Source organism: Dictyobacter aurantiacus, assembly GCF_003967515.1.
Taxonomy (GTDB): domain Bacteria; phylum Chloroflexota; class Ktedonobacteria; order Ktedonobacterales; family Ktedonobacteraceae; genus Dictyobacter; species Dictyobacter aurantiacus.
The window spans coordinates 2,530,200-2,547,921 of record NZ_BIFQ01000001.1; the positions used below are offsets into that span (position 1 = coordinate 2,530,200).

Annotated in this window: 22 protein-coding genes and 1 tRNA gene; 2 read left to right on the forward strand and 21 right to left on the reverse strand. The window is 52.0% G+C overall.

Annotated features, from left to right (window positions below; all coding sequences use genetic code 11):
• Nucleotides 1-204 precede the first annotated feature (204 nt).
• Together KTT_RS10230 and KTT_RS10235 are read right to left on the reverse strand one after the other, a co-directional pair.
• Nucleotides 205-930 (reverse strand): COG3942 and LysM peptidoglycan-binding domain-containing protein, encoded by a 726-nt coding sequence (locus KTT_RS10230; protein WP_126595878.1) that lies wholly within the window; start codon nucleotides 928-930, stop codon nucleotides 205-207.
• A gap of 413 nt (nucleotides 931-1,343) precedes the next feature.
• Nucleotides 1,344-2,084, reverse strand: a complete 741-nt coding sequence (locus KTT_RS10235) for a CHAP domain-containing protein (RefSeq protein ID WP_126595879.1) — start codon at nucleotides 2,082-2,084, stop codon at nucleotides 1,344-1,346.
• Between the two features lie 390 nt (nucleotides 2,085-2,474).
• Here KTT_RS10235 and KTT_RS10240 point away from each other — a divergent pair.
• A tRNA-Phe gene (locus tag KTT_RS10240) sits at nucleotides 2,475-2,547 on the forward strand.
• A gap of 206 nt (nucleotides 2,548-2,753) precedes the next feature.
• On the opposite strand, the gene KTT_RS36690 is transcribed toward KTT_RS10240, so the two are convergent.
• Nucleotides 2,754-3,740, reverse strand: a complete 987-nt coding sequence (locus KTT_RS36690; protein WP_307720642.1) for a YVTN family beta-propeller repeat protein — start codon at nucleotides 3,738-3,740, stop codon at nucleotides 2,754-2,756.
• On the opposite strand from KTT_RS36690, the gene KTT_RS37520 reads away from it, so the two are divergent.
• Nucleotides 3,735-4,010 (forward strand): hypothetical protein, encoded by a 276-nt coding sequence (locus tag KTT_RS37520; protein ID WP_218030866.1) that lies wholly within the window; start codon nucleotides 3,735-3,737, stop codon nucleotides 4,008-4,010. The two genes, KTT_RS36690 and KTT_RS37520, sit on opposite strands and share 6 nt — an antisense overlap.
• Before the next feature lie 1,393 nt (nucleotides 4,011-5,403).
• Here KTT_RS37520 and KTT_RS10250 read toward each other — a convergent pair.
• The 18 genes from KTT_RS10250 to KTT_RS10335 all read right to left on the reverse strand — a co-directional run bounded on the left by KTT_RS10250 (nucleotide 5,404) and on the right by KTT_RS10335 (nucleotide 17,517).
• Nucleotides 5,404-6,555 (reverse strand): site-specific integrase, encoded by a 1,152-nt coding sequence (locus tag KTT_RS10250; RefSeq protein ID WP_126595881.1) that lies wholly within the window; start codon nucleotides 6,553-6,555, stop codon nucleotides 5,404-5,406.
• A 66-nt stretch (nucleotides 6,556-6,621) separates the two neighbouring features.
• Nucleotides 6,622-6,822, reverse strand: coding sequence for a helix-turn-helix domain-containing protein (locus tag KTT_RS10255; protein ID WP_126595882.1), 201 nt, complete (start codon nucleotides 6,820-6,822; stop codon nucleotides 6,622-6,624).
• A 192-nt stretch (nucleotides 6,823-7,014) separates the two neighbouring features.
• On the reverse strand, nucleotides 7,015-7,368 hold the full coding sequence (locus KTT_RS10260) for an HNH endonuclease (protein WP_126595883.1): 354 nt from the start codon (nucleotides 7,366-7,368) through the stop codon (nucleotides 7,015-7,017).
• 9 nt (nucleotides 7,369-7,377) lie between these two features.
• Entirely contained in the window at nucleotides 7,378-9,432 is a 2,055-nt protein-coding gene (locus tag KTT_RS10265; RefSeq protein ID WP_174844785.1) for a hypothetical protein, read from the reverse strand.
• Nucleotides 9,429-9,692, reverse strand: coding sequence for a hypothetical protein (locus KTT_RS10270; RefSeq protein WP_126595884.1), 264 nt, complete (start codon nucleotides 9,690-9,692; stop codon nucleotides 9,429-9,431). Before KTT_RS10270 ends, KTT_RS10265 begins: the two co-directional genes overlap by 4 nt.
• Before the next feature lie 574 nt (nucleotides 9,693-10,266).
• Nucleotides 10,267-11,082, reverse strand: a complete 816-nt coding sequence (locus KTT_RS10275) for a hypothetical protein (protein ID WP_126595885.1) — start codon at nucleotides 11,080-11,082, stop codon at nucleotides 10,267-10,269.
• A gap of 53 nt (nucleotides 11,083-11,135) precedes the next feature.
• Nucleotides 11,136-11,339, reverse strand: coding sequence for a hypothetical protein (locus KTT_RS10280; RefSeq protein WP_126595886.1), 204 nt, complete (start codon nucleotides 11,337-11,339; stop codon nucleotides 11,136-11,138).
• A gap of 80 nt (nucleotides 11,340-11,419) precedes the next feature.
• On the reverse strand, nucleotides 11,420-11,650 hold the full coding sequence (locus KTT_RS10285) for a hypothetical protein (protein WP_126595887.1): 231 nt from the start codon (nucleotides 11,648-11,650) through the stop codon (nucleotides 11,420-11,422).
• A 48-nt stretch (nucleotides 11,651-11,698) separates the two neighbouring features.
• Nucleotides 11,699-12,508: a hypothetical protein gene (locus KTT_RS10290; protein ID WP_126595888.1), complete on the reverse strand. Its 810-nt coding sequence runs from the start codon at nucleotides 12,506-12,508 to the stop codon at nucleotides 11,699-11,701.
• A gap of 136 nt (nucleotides 12,509-12,644) precedes the next feature.
• Nucleotides 12,645-12,839, reverse strand: a complete 195-nt coding sequence (locus KTT_RS10295; protein WP_126595889.1) for a hypothetical protein — start codon at nucleotides 12,837-12,839, stop codon at nucleotides 12,645-12,647.
• Nucleotides 12,840-12,854: 15 nt separating this feature from the next.
• The gene (locus KTT_RS10300; RefSeq protein WP_126595890.1) at nucleotides 12,855-13,388 is read right to left on the reverse strand and encodes a hypothetical protein; all 534 of its coding nucleotides are present in this window, start codon (nucleotides 13,386-13,388) and stop codon (nucleotides 12,855-12,857) included.
• A 144-nt stretch (nucleotides 13,389-13,532) separates the two neighbouring features.
• On the reverse strand, nucleotides 13,533-13,895 hold the full coding sequence (locus tag KTT_RS10305; protein ID WP_126595891.1) for a hypothetical protein: 363 nt from the start codon (nucleotides 13,893-13,895) through the stop codon (nucleotides 13,533-13,535).
• Between the two features lie 72 nt (nucleotides 13,896-13,967).
• Entirely contained in the window at nucleotides 13,968-14,522 is a 555-nt protein-coding gene (locus KTT_RS10310) for a DUF488 family protein (protein ID WP_126595892.1), read from the reverse strand.
• 11 nt (nucleotides 14,523-14,533) lie between these two features.
• Nucleotides 14,534-14,776 carry a hypothetical protein gene (locus KTT_RS10315; protein WP_126595893.1) on the reverse strand — a complete coding sequence of 81 codons (243 nt, stop codon included), beginning with the start codon at nucleotides 14,774-14,776 and terminating at the stop codon, nucleotides 14,534-14,536.
• A 169-nt stretch (nucleotides 14,777-14,945) separates the two neighbouring features.
• Nucleotides 14,946-15,530: a glucosaminidase domain-containing protein gene (locus KTT_RS10320; RefSeq protein ID WP_160145778.1), complete on the reverse strand. Its 585-nt coding sequence runs from the start codon at nucleotides 15,528-15,530 to the stop codon at nucleotides 14,946-14,948.
• 142 nt (nucleotides 15,531-15,672) lie between these two features.
• Entirely contained in the window at nucleotides 15,673-15,891 is a 219-nt protein-coding gene (locus tag KTT_RS10325; protein WP_126595895.1) for a hypothetical protein, read from the reverse strand.
• 60 nt (nucleotides 15,892-15,951) lie between these two features.
• Entirely contained in the window at nucleotides 15,952-16,452 is a 501-nt protein-coding gene (locus KTT_RS10330) for a hypothetical protein (protein ID WP_126595896.1), read from the reverse strand.
• A 24-nt stretch (nucleotides 16,453-16,476) separates the two neighbouring features.
• Nucleotides 16,477-17,517, reverse strand: a complete 1,041-nt coding sequence (locus tag KTT_RS10335; protein ID WP_126595897.1) for a hypothetical protein — start codon at nucleotides 17,515-17,517, stop codon at nucleotides 16,477-16,479.
• Nucleotides 17,518-17,722 lie beyond the last annotated feature (205 nt).

The window sequence follows — 17,722 nt, forward strand, 5'->3', positions numbered from 1 at the left end:
GTGAGCAAAATAAATGCGACATTCCTCAATCTAAGCGCTACGCCTGCGAAAAACCTGCCAGCATCCACCCCCCAACAGGTTTCACGTGAAACCTCTGCAACAATGGAAAGATTGCAGGGCACATAAAAGGTCAGTGCGCATGGGCGCTCATAAAGCACCGACCTTTTATAGTTTCTGGTGCTTACATACCAGTATCGACCAGCATTAGGCAGAGATAAAGGAAACGCCAGGACCGGGCCTGAACTCGAAGTTGGTCACCTGCGAATAGTTTGGACCCCAGTTCATACTACTGACCAGCACATGCCCATTGCTCATCACCATCTCTACAACCCCCACGTGGCCCAATGCCTGGGCGCCCTGTACACCGGGCTGTAAATCCATAATAGCTCCCACTGTTGGTTGGGATGACACATGCCAGTGAAACTCCAGCGCCCGATTCTGCCACTGCCAGGCATTAGAGTTCGTAGTCCAGGGCACATAAAAGCCATGCAGTTGAAAGTAGCGCTGACTGGCCCACCACGTACACTGACCATAGGCAAATGGATTAACATTCCCTTTCACAGCCATCAGCCCCACAGAGACAACGGGTGGATTTCCACCGACAACTCCATGTCCCTGAATGCAAATATGCTGATTTATAAAAATCAGATTGGGATTGGGCAGATGGTTATAAGCAGCCAACCGCTGCCACGTTGTAGCATGTGTAGCAGCTATCCCACCCAGGGTATCACCACCGCGCACCACATATGTCTGATCGCCTTTTGCGCAGGGCGCCTGAGCCAGCGCGCTAAATAAAGCCGGCGCAAAAGCAGTGCTCAACCAGACCAGTCCCATAACAGTCACTACCGCTACATGGGCAGCAATAATACTCGTCGCACGATGCTGATTCAAATACGTCCAGATACGCTGATGTTTCTTAAGAGCTAACAAGTGGACTTCTCCTCTTCTTCACAAAACGACACAGGCCCAGTTACCTGCTACCCTAAATAAATGTATGTTGATCTATATATTAGTGTAATTTCAGCGGATCGTCATGAAATAGGTTGAAACATAGGAAAAAAGGGAGATATAGATTGCAGAATGTTGAGAACTTTCTTAATAAAAATTTAAGGTAAAATAGACATAAAAAGAGACCGGATAAAATATCCGGCCTCTTTCTTTAGAATGTATCTGACTTCCGTCATGGCTACGCGGCCGCGCCAGTTTTTTATGTAGGTGCAGGGATGCGCATCCGTGCACCCCTGCACCTACATAAAAAGGATGTGTGAACACCGCAGGTACGAAATCTCAAGCACGCTGCAGGCGAGGGCCATAGGTGCGATGCACATTCTCAGTCAAAAACATTATCTGGCGCTAATGAAATGTACGCCAGCTCCAACAGAAAACTGAGATTTCGTCATCACGCCCACACCGTTCCAGTTCATCTGGCTAGCGGTGAAGCGTCCCTTACCATCAATGCTCTCAACCACGCCAACGTGCCCATACGAACCGGCACCCTGTATTCCAGGATCAAGCTGCATGATATCACCAACGTGAGGAGTCGAAGAAACATTCCAATGATACTGGCGAGCCCGCTGGGTCCACAGATAGGCATCCGAATTGGTCATCCAGGGAACGTAGATGCCAGTCAACTGATGATAGCGATTATCCGCCCACCACGTGCACTGCCCATACGGAAATATATTAGCCGTACCATGGGCAGCCTGGGAAACAGCCTTCACCGCCGGGGCAGCAGGTTTGGTAATGGTCGCGGAGGCTGGTTTAACGCCAGCTTTCACTGGAATACAGATCGTCTGGTTGACCAAAATAACATTTGCATTCGCCAATTTATTGTGAGCACTTAAAGCCTGCCAGGTCGTCTGATGACCTTTAGCAATAGAATCCAGGGTATCGCCCGCATGCACAATATACGTTTTGTCTCCATTGGCACAGGTAGTTGCCGCAAAGGCACTGTGAGCATCGGCAAAGAGTGCACCGCCAGACAACGTAAAAGCAAAAGCTCCTAACATGGCAACCTGTCTTATGGCAGTCCTGACAAGCTGATGATTGCGCTGAGGCCGCGGAATGCAAGATGTTCTCGACATAAAATATGGATCTCCTTTAGCTACGATTTCCAGACACCAATATAGTGATCCAGAAATATTGACTGGTTATATTGATATTAGCGCATCCATAAATGGAATGCTATGAAATGCTATGAAACATAGGAGAAAAGTAATAAACATAATGGAATATCAAGAAGCACCATTCACCAAAAAGTCGCATAAATTGAATACATGATCTATACGCAAAAAGTATTTAGGGTAGAGTAAAGCACAAAGCTCATCATAGGAAGTGGACAAACTCATCAGGATTTTAAAGGATGGGCTTTTTGGGGACAGGAGAAGCGTCAAAAAAAATTATTGCAGGCTTCAGAAAAAGCCGTCAAAAAAGGGTTGACGGAACCCGAAGAACATGCTATATTATTGCCACGCGCCAAGATAGCTCAGTCGGTAGAGCATAGCACTGAAAATGCTAGTGTCGACGGTTCGATTCCGTCTCTTGGCACCCTTTCATTTTTGGCACCCGCGCCCATCAGCCTGTGAGGCTGATGGGCGCGGTTTTACTTTTGGCTAATTGTGGCTTTTAGCGCCAAAACTGACGCCAAAACATAAATTCTTCCCCTTATATTTAGGACTCTTCATCGCTCATCCTTCTGATGAAGGATGAGCGATGAAGAGTCAGGTTAATTTTAACCTCAGCGTGCTCCGTTGTTACGGATTGACCCCTAACCCCTGTGGGCCAGCTCCAACGGGAACGGTAGCGATCACCGTATTGGTTGTGCCATCAATGACTGAGACTGTATTATTAGTGTTACTTGCTCCGTAAATACTATTTGTTAAAGGATTAGCTCCTATGCCAATTGGTCGAGCCCCGATGGGAACGGTGGCGATCACCGTATTAGTTGTGCCATCAATGACTGAGATGGTGACATCGAATAGATTTGGCACGTAAATGCGGTTTGTGCGAACATTTACCCCTACCCCAACTGGCCAAGACCCAACAGGAACGGTGGCGATCACTGTATTGGTCGTGCCATCAATGACTGAGACATTGTTATTGACCTGGTTCCCCACATAAATGCGGTTTGTACTAGCATTTACATCTACTCCGTGTGGCTGAACTCCGACAGGAATAGTGGTGATCACCGTATTGGTCGTGCCATCAATGACTGAAACATTGTTACTGAATCGGTTTGTCACATAGATGCGGTTCGTGTTAGTATTTACCGCCACCTCATCTGGGTTAGACCCAACAGGAATAGTGGCGATCACTGTATTGGTCAAACCATCAATAACTGAGGTAGTGTTACTGGCTTGATTTGCGACGTAAATACAGTTTGTGCTAGCATTCACCCCTACTCCCCATGGATTAGACCCGACAGGAACGGTAGCGACCACCGTATTAGTTATGCCATCAATAACTGAAACTGTGTTGCTAGTGTCGTTTGCCACGTAAATGCGGTTAATACCAACATTCACTCCTACCATACCTGGAAAAGTCCCAACAGGAATGGTGGTTACTACTGTGTTAGTCGTGCCATCAATAACCGAAACAGTGTTATCATCTCCGTTGGCCACGTAAATGCGAGAGCCATGAGATCCCGGTGGGCCACTTGGACCTGATGGACCACTTGGACCTTGCGGGCCTGTAGCACCACTTGGGCCGCTGGGGCCTTGTGGACCAGCGGGACCTTGCAAACCAGTGGGACCTTGCGGGCCTGTAGCACCACTTGGGCCGCCGGGGCCTTGTGGACCAGTGGGACCGACTGGGCCGACATCACCCTGGGGTCCTTGTGGACCTGTCGGGCCGGTATTACCCTGTGGACCAGTGGGACCGACTGGGCCGATATCACCCTGTGGGCCGGTGGCGCCTGGCAGGCCAGTAGGTCCTTGTGGGCCTTGGGGTCCCTGCGGGCCAGTGGGACCTTGCGGGCCTGTAGCACCACTTGGACCGCCGGGGCCTTGTAGACCAGGGGGACCGACTGGGCCGACATCACCCTGGGGTCCTTGTGGACCTGTCGGGCCGGTATTACCCTGTGGACCAGTGGGACCGACTGGGCCGATATCACCCTGTGGGCCGGTGGCGCCTGGCAGGCCAGTAGGTCCTTGTGGGCCTTGGGGTCCCTGCGGGCCAGTGGGACCTTGCGGGCCTGTAGCACCACTTGGACCGCCGGGGCCTTGTGGACCAGGGGGACCGACTGGGCCGACATCACCCTGGGGTCCTTGTGGACCTGTCGGGCCGGTATTACCCTGTGGGCCAGTGGCGCCTTGCGGGCCAGTAGGTCCTTGTGGGCCTTCGAGTCCCTCAACACCCTGAGGGCCTTGGGGTCCCTGCGGGCCAGTGTCACCCTGAGGTCCCTGTGGACCCGTGGGGCCTTGTGGGCCTGTAGGACCTTGCGGACCTGTAGCACCACTTGGGCCGCTGGGTCCTTGCAAACCGGTAGGGCCTTGTGGACCAGGGGCACCACTTGGACCACTGGGTCCTGTTGGCCCAACAGGCCCTTTTATTATGATAATTTTTTTGCAGGGATGCTTGCAATCATCACATCTGTCACAATGACTTTGTTCGTGATAGAAAACTTTGCTCATAGTGTGCTTGTCAGCAAACCTCTGATAGTCCCAAGCAAAGGGTCCACTTTTCTGTGAGAGCTGTCCTATTTGATCACCGTCTGGGTAAGCCGAAATCCAATCAGCATCTGGACCAGAGTGATCCGAATTAACATGAGTTTGATGAGAGCGAATCGAACTTTTATTAGCTTGATTAGAAAGATTCGGCTCAGCCCGTGTTGAATAAGAGTGATCCAAATCAACATGAGCGAACACCCCTACAAGCATACTGGCAGAAAACACCAGCACACAGAACAAGAGTGCCACGCCCAGCGTGTGAAATTTTCTCATGGGCGGTATTTCTTTCTCTTCTTTTTACGAATGGTTAAACAAGAGAGCGTGCACCTGTTTTCTTCGTAGGAGGAAATCAAGAGATCAAGCTATTAACTTAAGAAATGTCGGTAATTCTCGAGATAATACAGGCCGTCCCTTGTTCCCGCTACATCTCTTCCCTTATTATGAGAGGGCGCTCTAATTTAAGCATAGAAGTACGCATAATCTGTACATTCCTAATCAGGCATATATCTACGCTTCATGTAAATTTGCTCACTTAATGAGAGGCATATGCACATTTTATGAACCAGTGCGGCAATAAATCACTTCGTCAAAGGAACCGGAACTCCTGGGGAATAAGTGAAACTCCTCCAATCAAATGAGCAGATTTACAGCTGAGAATCATATTTTTGTGGTTCTTCGTCCTTTAGAGGGAAACTATGGCTTGATAGAACCAATAAGCAATCTCAAAACACTCTTTTTATTCCTCTACCTCATTTAAAAGATCTCCCAGCTTACTCATAGCATCCATCTGCATGGTCGGAAGCACATGAGAATAGGTATCCATCGTCATGCTAATTTGACTGTGGCCCAGGATCTCCTGGACAATCTTGGGATTGGTGCCTTGCTCTAAGAGGAGAGTGGCGGTGCTATGGCGAAGATCGTGGAAACGGATGTCTGGTAGCCCAGCCTTCTTTAAAAGCATCTTCAGTTGCACCAGGACATCATAGCCAGGATCTAGATGCTCGCCCATGGCTTTGCAGAAAACGAAGTCATTGTCATGCCAGAAGGGACCAGCTGCTTCTTTCCATTGCTGCTGTATAGCTTTGTGCTTCTTGAGCGCTTCAACAGCTGGAGCCGTTAGCACCAGGCTGCGGCGACTCTTCGCTGTTTTCGTCTCTGCCAGCTGATAACCCTGGCCAGTGGGCATGCGCACGAGCGCCTGGCGTATCCTTAATACTCCTGAAACCAGATCCACATCTTTCCACTTTAACCCCAGTAGCTCGCCTCGCCTCATTCCTGTTGAGAGAGCCAGGATAAAGAGCACTTCCTGGGGATGCCCTTTGGCCGCCTCCAACAACTTGCGCGCCTGCTCAGCTGATAGCGGCGTGATTTCCTTGCGCGTCACCCGTGGAGGAGACACCATCTTGCAGACGTTCCTTGAGACCAGGCCTAACCGTACTGCTTTGTCCAACGCTGTATGCAGCATTCCATGGATAGCAGCAACTGATTTGGGCTTCAAGCCGCTTTCTAACTTTTGCCTGTAGAGCCGGTCCAGGTGCTGAGGCGTAAGCTTCTGTAAAGTCAGCTTACCCAATGTGGGGACAAGATGCAGGCGCACAATAGCCTCATAACGTTCCCAGCTCCGAGGGCGAATAGTTTGCTTATGGGTCTCCAGCCATTCCTTTAAGTACTGCTCCAAAGTCTGTTGAGGGCCATTGATAATGGTTCCTTGATGCAGCTCCTGCTGCAGCTGTCTTAGTTTTTCATTCGCCTCCTTCTTGTTCTTGGCATAAACCCTTTTCCTCGTGCCATCTTCAAGCGTGACTCGGATCTCATATCTGCCATCTTTACGCAGAGATATAGATCCTTCGCCATGCCCCCGATGTCCACCACTTTTCTTCTCAGCCATTGTATTTGTCCTTTCTATATAAAAAAACCGCGCTGGAGATCAGCGCGGCCGGTGATAGGTCAAAATTTATAATTGCTGTTCACGATCTTGAAGCCAGGCTTTTAGAGCATCAGGCCTGACCATTCTCTTCCGGCCAAAGAGAACAACAGGAAGATTGGCCGTAAGGATCATTTGGTAGACCGTCCCGCGGCTAACGCCCAACGCCTGGGCAACCTGGGTAACGTTCATGAGCATAGGCTGTACAGAGGGTTTTTGAACTTGCTGCATAGACTCTTTACTCCTGTAGATTTTTTTGTCGCTCCGGTGGAAAACAAACCTGCGAAACCTGCGAGCCGCTCCACAGGCGGCTTCACATTGCAGGTTTGCCTTTTTTCAAACCTGCGGGAAACCTGCAAACCTGCGAGCCGCTCCACAGGCGGCTTCATATGAAATGAGGTCTTTTGAATGGATAAAATTGGGCTAGAAAAGGGTTAATTGCCCAGATGTCAGCGCCTTTTCGTGCTTTCTCTGAGCGCGGGTTGCTCTGGCATGGGCAATGTGATCAGCCAGGTCATAGCGCAGGTGGCACGCCTGGCACAGAGTTCGGAGATTTTCTCGCCGCACATCGTGCTTATCGTGTTTGTCCCCTGGTCGCCCATCAGCATATGGGGTTCCTAGATGCGCCACCGTCAAGATCACCTTCCCAGGGCGGCCGCTGGGTAGAGGCGCACCGTTTGGGATACCACACCATTCACAGCGCCAATCAGCGATCCGGCGAATGGTGCGCGAGACTTTCTTCCAATTCGCTGGATAGCGTTTGAGATCCATGGGCATAGTGGCACCTCATTGGAGAGAGTCAAGCGGTGGAGACGGTGGCGGATAACCCAGCGCGGCACGCGATGGGTAGCCCAGCTGAAGAATGTGTTCATCAGTGAGCGAGGCAATATTATACGGCCATTCATCGGGACCAGCTGCCTGGTGCAACGGCTGGATCTGCGCGATCTCGGCTTCAGTGCGAAAAGACACCTCCTCTTGAGAGAGATAGAGCGCTACGTTGACGCAGCGCGGCAGATTTACCGTGATGAACCCTTCGCCCCGTGGCGTCATCACGATCTGGAAATGCTGCAGCGGCTGGCCTGCCTCATCGACTGCTAGCCCCTGGAACACTTGCAGGTTTGCAGGTTTCGCAGGTTTGTTTTCCTCACGGTCAAGGTCATTTTTGAGAGGAATATCTCCACTCAAGCCGCCTCCCAGGCCTTCTAAAGGGGTATTGATATAAGAAATTTCCTCTTTTTGGGGAATAGCATCCTGCGAAACCTGCAAACCTGCAACGGACCAGTACACGGCTCCGCTCCGTGTATCCGCTCCAGCCTTAATCAAATGCAAGCCACTCTCGTCAAACTGCGTCCCAATACGGGCAGAGAGCGCTTTTCCTAGCTTGCGTTTAAAATCTCCTTTCTTGGTATCAGAGACCTCATCAGGTAGTGCGTTATAGAGGCTTGCCACACCAAGCCCTGTATCACCATCATCAAAAGACCCTGACTTGATATCCTTGGTCAGCGTGGACACCAGGACGGGTTGATCTCCATAGAAGTCGCGCCAGGTATGCAGGAAGACAGCCCATTGCTTCGCATCGTCATCGCCCTGCTCATACAGCTCATTGAGATTGCTCAAAAAGCCGTCAATCCAGCAATGCGCCAGAATGCCACCAATGGTATCCGCCCAGGGCTGAAAGCTGCCCATTTGCGGCACCGTTGCCTTTGGGCATCCAGCTGCATACCAGGCGCGCGCCAGTGTCAGCAGGGCCGCAATCAGCTCCCCACGATGCAGAGGAACCCATTCGTACAGATTGTGTTTGAAGTTGCCGCGCGTCCACGGCTTATCGGTGTGCGCGTCCATACGTATCCAGTAAGAGCGCCGCGGCAGATCACCGCCAATCTGGATGTTATTGCCCGTGGCCATCCAGGTGGCATGCTGGGCATAGACGCCATTTTTACTCTGTCCCAGGATACGCTCTTTCACCGTTGAGGAGGTCAAGGCCGCATCCAAGCTTGCCGCCTGGATTTTCGCTTTCACGTTATCGATGATGATAATCGTGGCGCCTTCTGACAGCGTAGATGCAATGCGCTTGCGCCATTCATCATCATCGTAGGGTGCAGTCATCATCTCCGCTTTACGGCCGGTAGCGATGAGTGCGACCGTCTCAGCCAGCAGGCTTTTCCCGGTGCCTGGTCGCGTAGCATCGATCAAGGCCAGGGGTACATGGCCATTGATCGACTGCCGAATAAGCGGCGTGAGCATCAGGCCGATCGCGTTGGCATGGCTGGCCTGATTTTCATACGGGAACTCACCAATGGCCTCGTCAATGAGCGCCTGAGCATTGATAATATCTTCTTCAGTGGGCTGCTCAGGAACAGGCGGGATCTTCAGCGATGCCAGCGGTACATACACCGACCTGGTTACCGCGTCGTACCCAGGGGTGTCGATCAACGTGCCATCCGGGCGAAAAATGGGGAACTCAATGATGCTGTCCAGGGGGGGAAACGGCCACTCACCCATCGTTAAGATGTCCTTGACCACATTGTCAGGTGGGGCAACATGGACCGGCCCCCTGGCCATCATCTTCACAAAGTTCATGCACCGGCCCAGGATGCCTTTGAGTGTGGCATCGGTAAGCGCATCAATGAATGGGGAGCCATCCTCTTTGCGCTGGATGCGCACCAGCTGGCCATGGCGTACATAAATCTGAGCTCGTGTCGTTTGCAGATGAGTTACCGCTTCCAGCGCTAATTCTCGCCAGGGGCGATTGGAAATGAGCACACCCGGCAACCCATCTACTTGCAACATCTGGGAGGCCTTCACCATGAAGGCCTCATCTGCAGCTTGCGCACTACTCATGTCACACTACTCCATAATGTTGGTTGCTGGCATTCCTCATGGATCTCTGTTGAGACCTTCCCCAGCTGATGCTCCTGGGTATAGGCTGCAATCCATTGCTGTGCCAGTTCTCTCGTATTCTCAATACTCTTATCTCTACCTGCTCCATGGTTGCGGCCGCCACAGATACAGGTACAGATAGGGGTGACGGCTTCATAACAGCGAGCATCACACCTGCCGACACATCCCTGAGAGTTGTAGACCGCAATCAAGGTGGTCATATTCCTCCTTTCCCACACAGATACCTACAGCATTTACAGCCTGGCATGCTGGTGATCTGGTGATAATGTGCTTTCGCGCGAAGAACACCCAGACACCGGCGGCAATAGCTCCAAGAATCTGGGCAGATGAGATGAAGTTTGTAGCGTTGACACTTTTTTCTAAGGGGGAAACGTACATAAAAAGTACGTATGTATATGAGATAAACCAGAAAAATGAAGGGATGCATTACTCATGCAAGAACGCGAATTGAAACCCTGCCCAGAATGCGGTAGTCAACGGATACTTGCCTCTTTCTTAAGTGCATCTACTGTAGGCGTGATGCCAAAGAACCCTCCCACGGCAAGAGAGGTTTTAAACAGTATGCCAACCACTTCACCGAAATGGTTCAGGAAATTGGCACTCAATAGGGTAAAAACATTAGACCGACCAGTGATTCCAGATACTCATCGTTCTAAACTTCAAGCCGTCGTCTGTGTCCAATGTGGCTACACAACACTCTATGCAATAAATCCGAATAACCTTACCAGGGAATAACATTCCTGTGCGTCTGCTGAAAACACGAAGAACGGCACTTTAGAAAAGTTGATCGCGATGATCAAAGTAGTTTGTACGGATATCAACCAAGGTTAGAGGAAATTTCTGCTTGTCCCGTTGGACTGCGCAGAAACTTCGGCACGCACGAGCACCGCCCTGGGCACGCTGCTCTTGTTCCCATTCCTCACATGCATGATACCGTTCTGGGAAATGCGTGCCCAGCCTCACCCATTCGCGAATGCCTTGACGTACACAGCGGCCGCCACAATTGTTATGAGAGAAACCAAGGGCATATAAGCGCGGTGGCTCTATCCCCCAATCCTGGCGGCACACATCAACAAATGGACGCACTTCAGCAGGCTCCCAGAGGAGTGGATAGTCAACTACGGCCGATGGGATGGCCTGAGCATAGGACTGTTTGACGCTGGCCAGGCGGCGCTTTTCCCAGCGATCGAGGCCGATGTAAACCACCGGTAACGAGGGCATGGCCTGGATAAACTGACGGAAGGGCTTCACCTTGAGTTCATAGCTACATGGGGCAGCCAGGTTACACGGTATCAGCTTTTTTTGAGCTGCCACCTCCAGTGGTGTGCGACCGTCGGTATACCAGTACAGCATGCCCTGCCAGCGCTGCATACAGTCATGGAGAAACCGATACAAATCTTCATCCTCATAAAGCGTATCGGCAAACCAGAGGAGTACCTGATCTCGTCCATAACGCTGGATCACACGCTCAGCTGCTACGGCGCTGGCCAGGCCACCAGAGAGCGACACGGAATAGGAAGCGCGAAGATGTGACGCAACCCCTTCATTGTTGCTCTTGTCTAAATGACACACGGTATACGTTTTATTCATTTCACTCACTCTCTGATTACAAGGGCATCGAACATCAGAGCGACTCTAGCACGCTATGAAATGCGCGACTTCGTCCGATGCATGGTTCGTCCGGTTTGCTCATCAACAACGTGATACTGATACATCCAGGGATTCCCGTTCATATCAGATCGCTCTTGCAGAGCGTTCGCAGCCTGGATCGCTTCTTTGTCTTTCTCCCAGGTTCCTTTCATAGATCCTGCCCCATCGACATTGCTATACAGAATTTTGTAAGGCATCGTTTGCTCCTTTCACTCACTTCTGCCAACTCACAAGGAAAGAAAAAGCCCTCATAGCAACTGCTATGAGGACCTTCTGACTAAAACCAGCGGCGGCGTGGCGGCGGCTCACTGCCTCTAGGAACATTCATGATTGCATCTTGCGCCTGGGCACAGACGACGCGCACATAGCGGCAGCCTGGCGTGTGGCACGATCCACAGCCATCACAGTAGGGTTCATCACATCCACAACACACGTTGGGATCGCGCTCCAGTGGTGATAACTCACCGGTTGACGGCGAACGATACAGATCAAGGATACTTTTAAACACGGGTCAGCTCCTTTCAAAGAGGAGGTAAAACTGTTCTGCTCAGTACGACTAAAAGGGGTGCTCATCGCGCTCGTCATCTTCATCGGTATCGGTGCTCTGTGCAATTGGGGTACCTGGTGCGGTGAGCATGGCATTCGCCATAGCATTCAGGACGGCGATCTGACCACGAGCGCGGTCAAGTGCCGTCTGCTGTGACTGTGGTGGCAGTGGCTGGCCAATCTGCTTACAGAGATGTTCCAGCTTGGGATAGGAGGAGAGCTGCAGGTAGCTCATGGCTCGCGCCATCAAATCTTCTCCGATGATGGTGATGTCATCCAGCTGATGGCGCTGGACGGCCTCCCTGAGTTTGCCTTCATCGAACTCCAGATTGTAGGAGAGGATGTACGTCCCTCGAATGGCCTGCCGTAGCTGGTTGAGTGCATCGGTGATCGGAATACCAGCTGTCTGAAGTTCTATCTGCTCGATGCCGGTGATTGTGGCTATTTGGCGGGATAGTGGTCGTGATGGCGTGACCAGTCGATCAAGAAGCGTTTCCCCATGAATACTCATCACCACCAGGCGAATAATTTCAGCATCCTCATACAAGCCGGTCGTATCCACTTCCAGAAAGGCCAGGTTCGGCAGAGCCTGAATCGCTTGTGCCCACTGGATACACTTCAGCGGCGGCAGGTGCGGGAGCGTACGCAGCTGTCGTTGAACATCGCGAACGGCCTCTTCGATCTGGTGAAGCTGCTGCATAATAGTACCGCGCCGCTGGAGCCTCGCTTGCAGATCATCTATCTGACGAACCGGCCCCAACCCTCGCTCCTGATTGAGTAACGCGATCAAAGACTGCGGAATACAAGCGTCTGTTGTCATGAAACATCCTCTTTTCTCTTGCTGTGTCAGCAGGATAAAATGTCAGGCCTTTTCGGCTGGTCGTAACGAAAAGGCCTGCTCTACAAAAAAAGCCCTTCCCGCAACTGCGGTGAAGGCAATAGTTGTCATGAGGCATCTAATCCAGAATCGCCTCAATCATGAAATTGGCAAACAGGTAGATGCCGATCCCGATCAATACCAGAAAGGCGCAAAAACTCAGGATGGCCCAGGCGCCAGGAGTTGGTGTCTGTTGCATAAATGCGGAAAACATCCACACGCACACCATCACATCACAGACAAACACCATGAATTGGCGGAGGTTCATACGCATAGCAGTCACTCCATTTCAAAACAATGCTTCAAGGAGCATCACCTGGTGCTCGCCAGTGTGTTCGGAAGAAAGGCCATGAGCAACGCTCTCATACAACCGGATCATAGCCTCATCGATCGTGAGCGCATCAACACCGTAGACGATTCCATCCTTGCAGGTCACAATCGCCTGGACCTCAAAGGAGAAACGACGGATACGAGGAGCTTCCCCTGTCAGAGCTTGGATTTCATCCGCATACCAGGCATTGCGCTCAGGATAAACCTCACAGCGGGTCGCTTCAGCTTCCCATTGAACACAAAGTTTCGATGCTTCCCGCTTCCGGTGACAGAAATTGATGGCATCGGCATAAGTGGGAAATGAGATGAGGCCCGTTGTATGGCGGGGGCCTAGCGCAGTGGGTATACCATGGCTATTTTCTGTCGACCAGAAGAGTTCAGTGAAAGAGGTCAACTCCTGACCATCTTTGCTCGTCAGAACAGGATAAAAACGCTGGTGAATTTCAACAATTGCCATGTGATAGTTATCAGGAAGTAGTTCACGTTTACGCATGGATCGTTCCTTTCTGGGAGACACAGGCACGACAGAAGTAGACAAAAATGACGGCCCCTTTGAGGAACCGTCGGTAGCGTTGACAAGGTTTGAGCTGAAGACAGCTCTGGCAGATATCCATCGCGTGATATCCTTTCAGGCAAACTAAGCAACAGAGTGTGTATCCATCTCCTGATCATCCTGCCAGGGAATACCCCAACGGGATGCCAGTTCTTGCGCGACCAGGTTGAAAGCAAAAGGACTGGAACCGCAGATCACCCACCAGCGAGACTGGTGCGCAGGGAAGCGAGTTCCAACTTCAGGATGATCTGTACCAGCCAGGAACATAACTTCCGTGCCATGGACATCGCGATAATGATATTGCGCAGGCAGATCGGGCAGGTTATAGGAGTGTTGAGCATCCAACTGGAAATGAAGAGACAACCCTAGCGGCTCCAGGGCGTTTGTCACCTCCTGGGGATCAGGGCAGGTCTGACAGAAACCATCAAAGGCAGGCGTTTGTTTCATAAGCATTCACCTCTAGACAATGGCCCTCAAAGCGTATTTGAGAGCCATTGTGAATATTCATGTGAACATACTTCAGCATATAGGGGACAACTCATCAGGGAAGAAATGGCGCTGCGGGTGGTAGCGCGGGAAATGTACCGCATAGCGGTTGCGAGCGCGGTGGACATCAAGGGGAATGGTCGGATCAATGATGCCCGGCCCTTGGGGCGTCAGCACTGGTTGTCCTAACTGGAAATCATGCAATCGCGCACCCAACTGGACCTTCACCAGATCGTAAATCACTTTGCGATGGCAGCGCTCATACTGCTGACAGCCGCACAATAAGATCAACGTCAAACCTCGCTCCAACTGACGCACAAGCCAGGCAATACCTTGCTGCTTATGCGCCAACTGGATCGACTTCTTCGGATCAGCATGATTGACATTGCCTAACCAGCCACCTCGCCAGATGTAGCGCTGGCCCCAGTCCACTTCTAAAGACTGGCGTTGCCAAGTCGAAGACCAGGAACAATACGGCACCAGGCGCGTATCGATGATCACGGCGTACGGATTGACGCGCATCGCCCACTGCAGCTCGTGCAAGGTCCGTGTATCGGTATAGCCAAAAGTCGCTAGCGATCCTGTCATCTGACCTCCTCTCAGGAATGCGCCAGGCGCTGCACACGCCTGAGCGCCAGCTGCGCCCGAATGCGTTGCGCGTGATGTGGACACATGGACGAAGACCAGCGAGCGGGGTAGTGCTTCATGATGTGGCAGGATTGCCAGCACCAGGGGCAATGCACCATACGCCGGATCACTGGCCAGGAATACCAGATCAGTAAGGCGCTTTGCCCGAACATCACCAGGAAGAAGAGGATTGCCCAAAGGTAGATTATCATCATCGTGCCCACCTCCTCAGCTGCCGCGTTCGCACCAGGAAACAGAAGAGGCGCGCTGAAAAGAGCAGCGCATGGAACGAACAGAGGACGACCTGGTCATGATCATGAACGGGATGGCACATAAAACAGACCTGGTCAGATTGATAAGTGAGCGGAAGGGTGTTTTTCATAGCTACACCTGCCCTGCTCGCCAGCGAGCGACATCATCACACACCGCTTGGATATAGGCATGCTCGTCGTTGTGGTCTGCCGTCGGCGCGTACTTGGGAATGATCTTCGTGACCGTATCTAATCCCTGGTCGATATACACATGCTGCATTAGATTGAACCAATCTTCCGCGCCTAAGATCCAGGTCTCATAGGAGCGATAACCACCGCTTGGATCGCACGTCCACCCGGCGGTGCAACGGATATTGCCCAGGCTATGCGTCGTTGCCGCGACACCGCGCAAGCCAAATGAGCTTTCATGGTGGAAAAAAGCCAGGGCATACACGGGGTCAATGCCCGTTTCCTTGCCCAACTCATACAAACTAGACCCGAGGCCTTTCGCCGGGGAGCCAGCCTGCTCAAGGATCGTGTTCATAAACGCCGCGGTGACACTGGGTGGACCCACGAGACGATCCGACGTGAGCACCGTTGTTTGGGAAGGCAGTGGTGTAGATGTGACGGCTTTGGATGGCTGCAGCGAGCCTAAGGCGATATAGCCACCCACGGCCACAACCAGGAGAATTAGGAGAGTAGAACCAAAGGAACGCATGTGGACCTCCATTTCCACACAATAAATCCCATATGCCCGCCAAGTATGGTATACTCTCCGTGAGCATATGGGATTGTGAATGAACAAACGACCATCGCGGTTTCTCTGACGTTTGGCAAAATGGAACAGAGAACCGCGCTTTTTACTTTTGGGCGATCGACACATCCCAGAAGGGAAACTTTGATCGCCAGATTACCGCCAGGTGATTGAGATCGTTAAAGTGCAGCAGGATCAGCACAATCGCAACAACACCCAGAAGTACGATGAGCCAGCTAATCGTGTCCTTTTTATTGCCGATGGCCAGGAACACAAACAGGATAATAAAGATGCTGAGAGCACCAAGCAACAACGGTGACATCATGGATCCTTTCCGCAGGCAGGGCCTGCTTTGCATCGATAGGGAAAAGACACTATAGAGAGGTTATGAGGTTGCCTGAACTGGAAGATTCCCAACAGGCTTTCCTCGCGTGCGTTTGCCCAGCGCCTTGGCTCTCGTGAGGTAGCGCTGGCGCGTGGTGGGCGGAAGATGGGTATTGATGAGGGTCTGCGCTGATTTGACGCCACACATATACATCCCTAAGAGCACCTGGCTCCCCGTTTTGCTGAAGCGCTGGGCTTCCACATCGGAGATCTCCGCCGGAAGCTCGTACGGCTGGGCATAGTTCCCAGCGCGTAACGAGAGCACCGCCACCGGCAGGACCGTATTGTGCTCATAGCAGATCACCAGTGATGGTACATCCCTGGCGACGTGATAGCGCTTTTCATAGAACTGGAACGAGTTCTGGAGCATCACTGCTTTGTAGTGCTCACCGTTCATCACCAGCGTGTACACACGACCTTTCAGATGCGCCAGCGAGGTGACGGCATAGTTCTCACGCCTGGCCAGGAATAAACGGAGGATGTCCTTTTCTGTCATCTTCATGGTCGTGTGCCCTCCTTCCTCTTCTTAGCGGCGACCATATCCGCGTTCGTTTTTCTCGTCATCCTTGAGCGCCTTTTCCATCTTCTCAAGAATCGAGGTCATCACCATGCTCACGGCCTCTCCAATTTTCGTGGACAGGTCTTCCTGGATCTGGAGCGTGGACTTCATCATCTGCTCACGCAGCTCAGCGTTTTTATCTGCTTCCTCAATCGAGCGCTGCGCGTCTGCCAGTTCCCCGATCGCCGTCGCTCGTTTGCGAATGGATTCGATGTGCTTTTGCAGTGATCGGCCTTTGAACATCAGCACGGCGCTACAACCCAGGTCGGCCAGGGCAACCGCAATCACACGAATGACCATACTCAATTGCTCAATAGAACCCTGCGCGATCTGGTTGTTATGGGTGATCACCAGATAGAGACCAAAGGCAGATGAGGAATTCAAGATCAGCCAGATCAGCACCACCATCGCCGTTCGTCCGAAGTTTGGCTTCCCTGAAGATAACTCCGCAAAGGCACGCCCCATCGCCACAGTACAGGAAGCGATGACACCTTCAATCGTAAAGGCCAGGCCGTATGCGGGCACCATATCCATGGTGGGAGTAAAGAACTTGCCTAAATCAGAGCCAATCCAGGCCATCAAGAGGAACGGTCCAGCATAGCCAACCAGCTGTGTAAAGCCACCCAGGATACGCTCGCCGATATCCTTGTAGTCCTCATCGAATTCCGCCACCTTGTCGCGCATCTTCTCGATGGCGCTGCGCTGGTCTGGTGGCGGTGCTTCCCTCTCCCGCTGCGGTGGTGCTGCTGCCTGTGCAGTCCCGTTTGAACTGCCAGATGATCCATGCTCACTGCGCTGCCACCAGGTTTTGAGGCCATCAAAGATGCCTGGCTTTGGCGGTGCCGCAGGAGAGGATGGCGGTTGTGGTGGCGGCGTATTCGGCACCGCCTGGTGCCCATTCGCTTGACCGTGGGCGCGGCCATTTTGTTTCTGTAGGGGTTCGGTATCTGATGAAGGCGGCACTGGCGGCGGCGGTATCAGCGATCCTTCATACTCATTTAATGGCATGCATATTTCTCACTTTCATTTCGTGGATAGGCCACGTGATTTCGTGGAGGCGCGGCAGGATTAATGCTTTTTTGATCATTAATCCGCAGCTACAGACAAAGAAGAGGCGTAAATCGTGCTCGAACGCCCCATGACAAGCCCATGTGATCGCCACGGCTCCCCACGACATCACCACGCAGGTGTGGTGATTGGCAACGATTTACGC

Bases quoted from the DNA above. Each gene is read 5' to 3' on its own strand.
- KTT_RS10305 (WP_126595891.1), bottom strand. From the start codon at position 13,895: ATGAAACAAACGCCTGCCTTTGATGGTTTCTGTCAGACCTGCCCTGAT.
- KTT_RS10260 (WP_126595883.1), bottom strand. From the start codon at position 7,368: ATGCCCATGGATCTCAAACGCTATCCAGCGAATTGGAAGAAAGTCTCG.
- KTT_RS10310 (WP_126595892.1), bottom strand. From the start codon at position 14,522: ATGACAGGATCGCTAGCGACTTTTGGCTATACCGATACACGGACCTTG.
- KTT_RS10300 (WP_126595890.1), bottom strand. From the start codon at position 13,388: ATGCGTAAACGTGAACTACTTCCTGATAACTATCACATGGCAATTGTT.
- KTT_RS10290 (WP_126595888.1), bottom strand. From the start codon at position 12,508: ATGACAACAGACGCTTGTATTCCGCAGTCTTTGATCGCGTTACTCAAT.
- KTT_RS10270 (WP_126595884.1), bottom strand. From the start codon at position 9,692: ATGACCACCTTGATTGCGGTCTACAACTCTCAGGGATGTGTCGGCAGG.
- KTT_RS10320 (WP_160145778.1), bottom strand. From the start codon at position 15,530: ATGCGTTCCTTTGGTTCTACTCTCCTAATTCTCCTGGTTGTGGCCGTG.
- KTT_RS10265 (WP_174844785.1), bottom strand. From the start codon at position 9,432: ATGAGTAGTGCGCAAGCTGCAGATGAGGCCTTCATGGTGAAGGCCTCC.
- KTT_RS10330 (WP_126595896.1), bottom strand. From the start codon at position 16,452: ATGAAGATGACAGAAAAGGACATCCTCCGTTTATTCCTGGCCAGGCGT.
- KTT_RS10315 (WP_126595893.1), bottom strand. From the start codon at position 14,776: ATGATGATAATCTACCTTTGGGCAATCCTCTTCTTCCTGGTGATGTTC.
- KTT_RS10280 (WP_126595886.1), bottom strand. From the start codon at position 11,339: ATGCCTTACAAAATTCTGTATAGCAATGTCGATGGGGCAGGATCTATG.
- KTT_RS10250 (WP_126595881.1), bottom strand. From the start codon at position 6,555: ATGGCTGAGAAGAAAAGTGGTGGACATCGGGGGCATGGCGAAGGATCT.
- KTT_RS10255 (WP_126595882.1), bottom strand. From the start codon at position 6,822: ATGCAGCAAGTTCAAAAACCCTCTGTACAGCCTATGCTCATGAACGTT.
- KTT_RS10235 (WP_126595879.1), bottom strand. From the start codon at position 2,084: ATGTCGAGAACATCTTGCATTCCGCGGCCTCAGCGCAATCATCAGCTT.
- KTT_RS10275 (WP_126595885.1), bottom strand. From the start codon at position 11,082: ATGAATAAAACGTATACCGTGTGTCATTTAGACAAGAGCAACAATGAA.
- KTT_RS10335 (WP_126595897.1), bottom strand. From the start codon at position 17,517: ATGCCATTAAATGAGTATGAAGGATCGCTGATACCGCCGCCGCCAGTG.
- KTT_RS10295 (WP_126595889.1), bottom strand. From the start codon at position 12,839: ATGCGTATGAACCTCCGCCAATTCATGGTGTTTGTCTGTGATGTGATG.
- KTT_RS10325 (WP_126595895.1), bottom strand. From the start codon at position 15,891: ATGATGTCACCGTTGTTGCTTGGTGCTCTCAGCATCTTTATTATCCTG.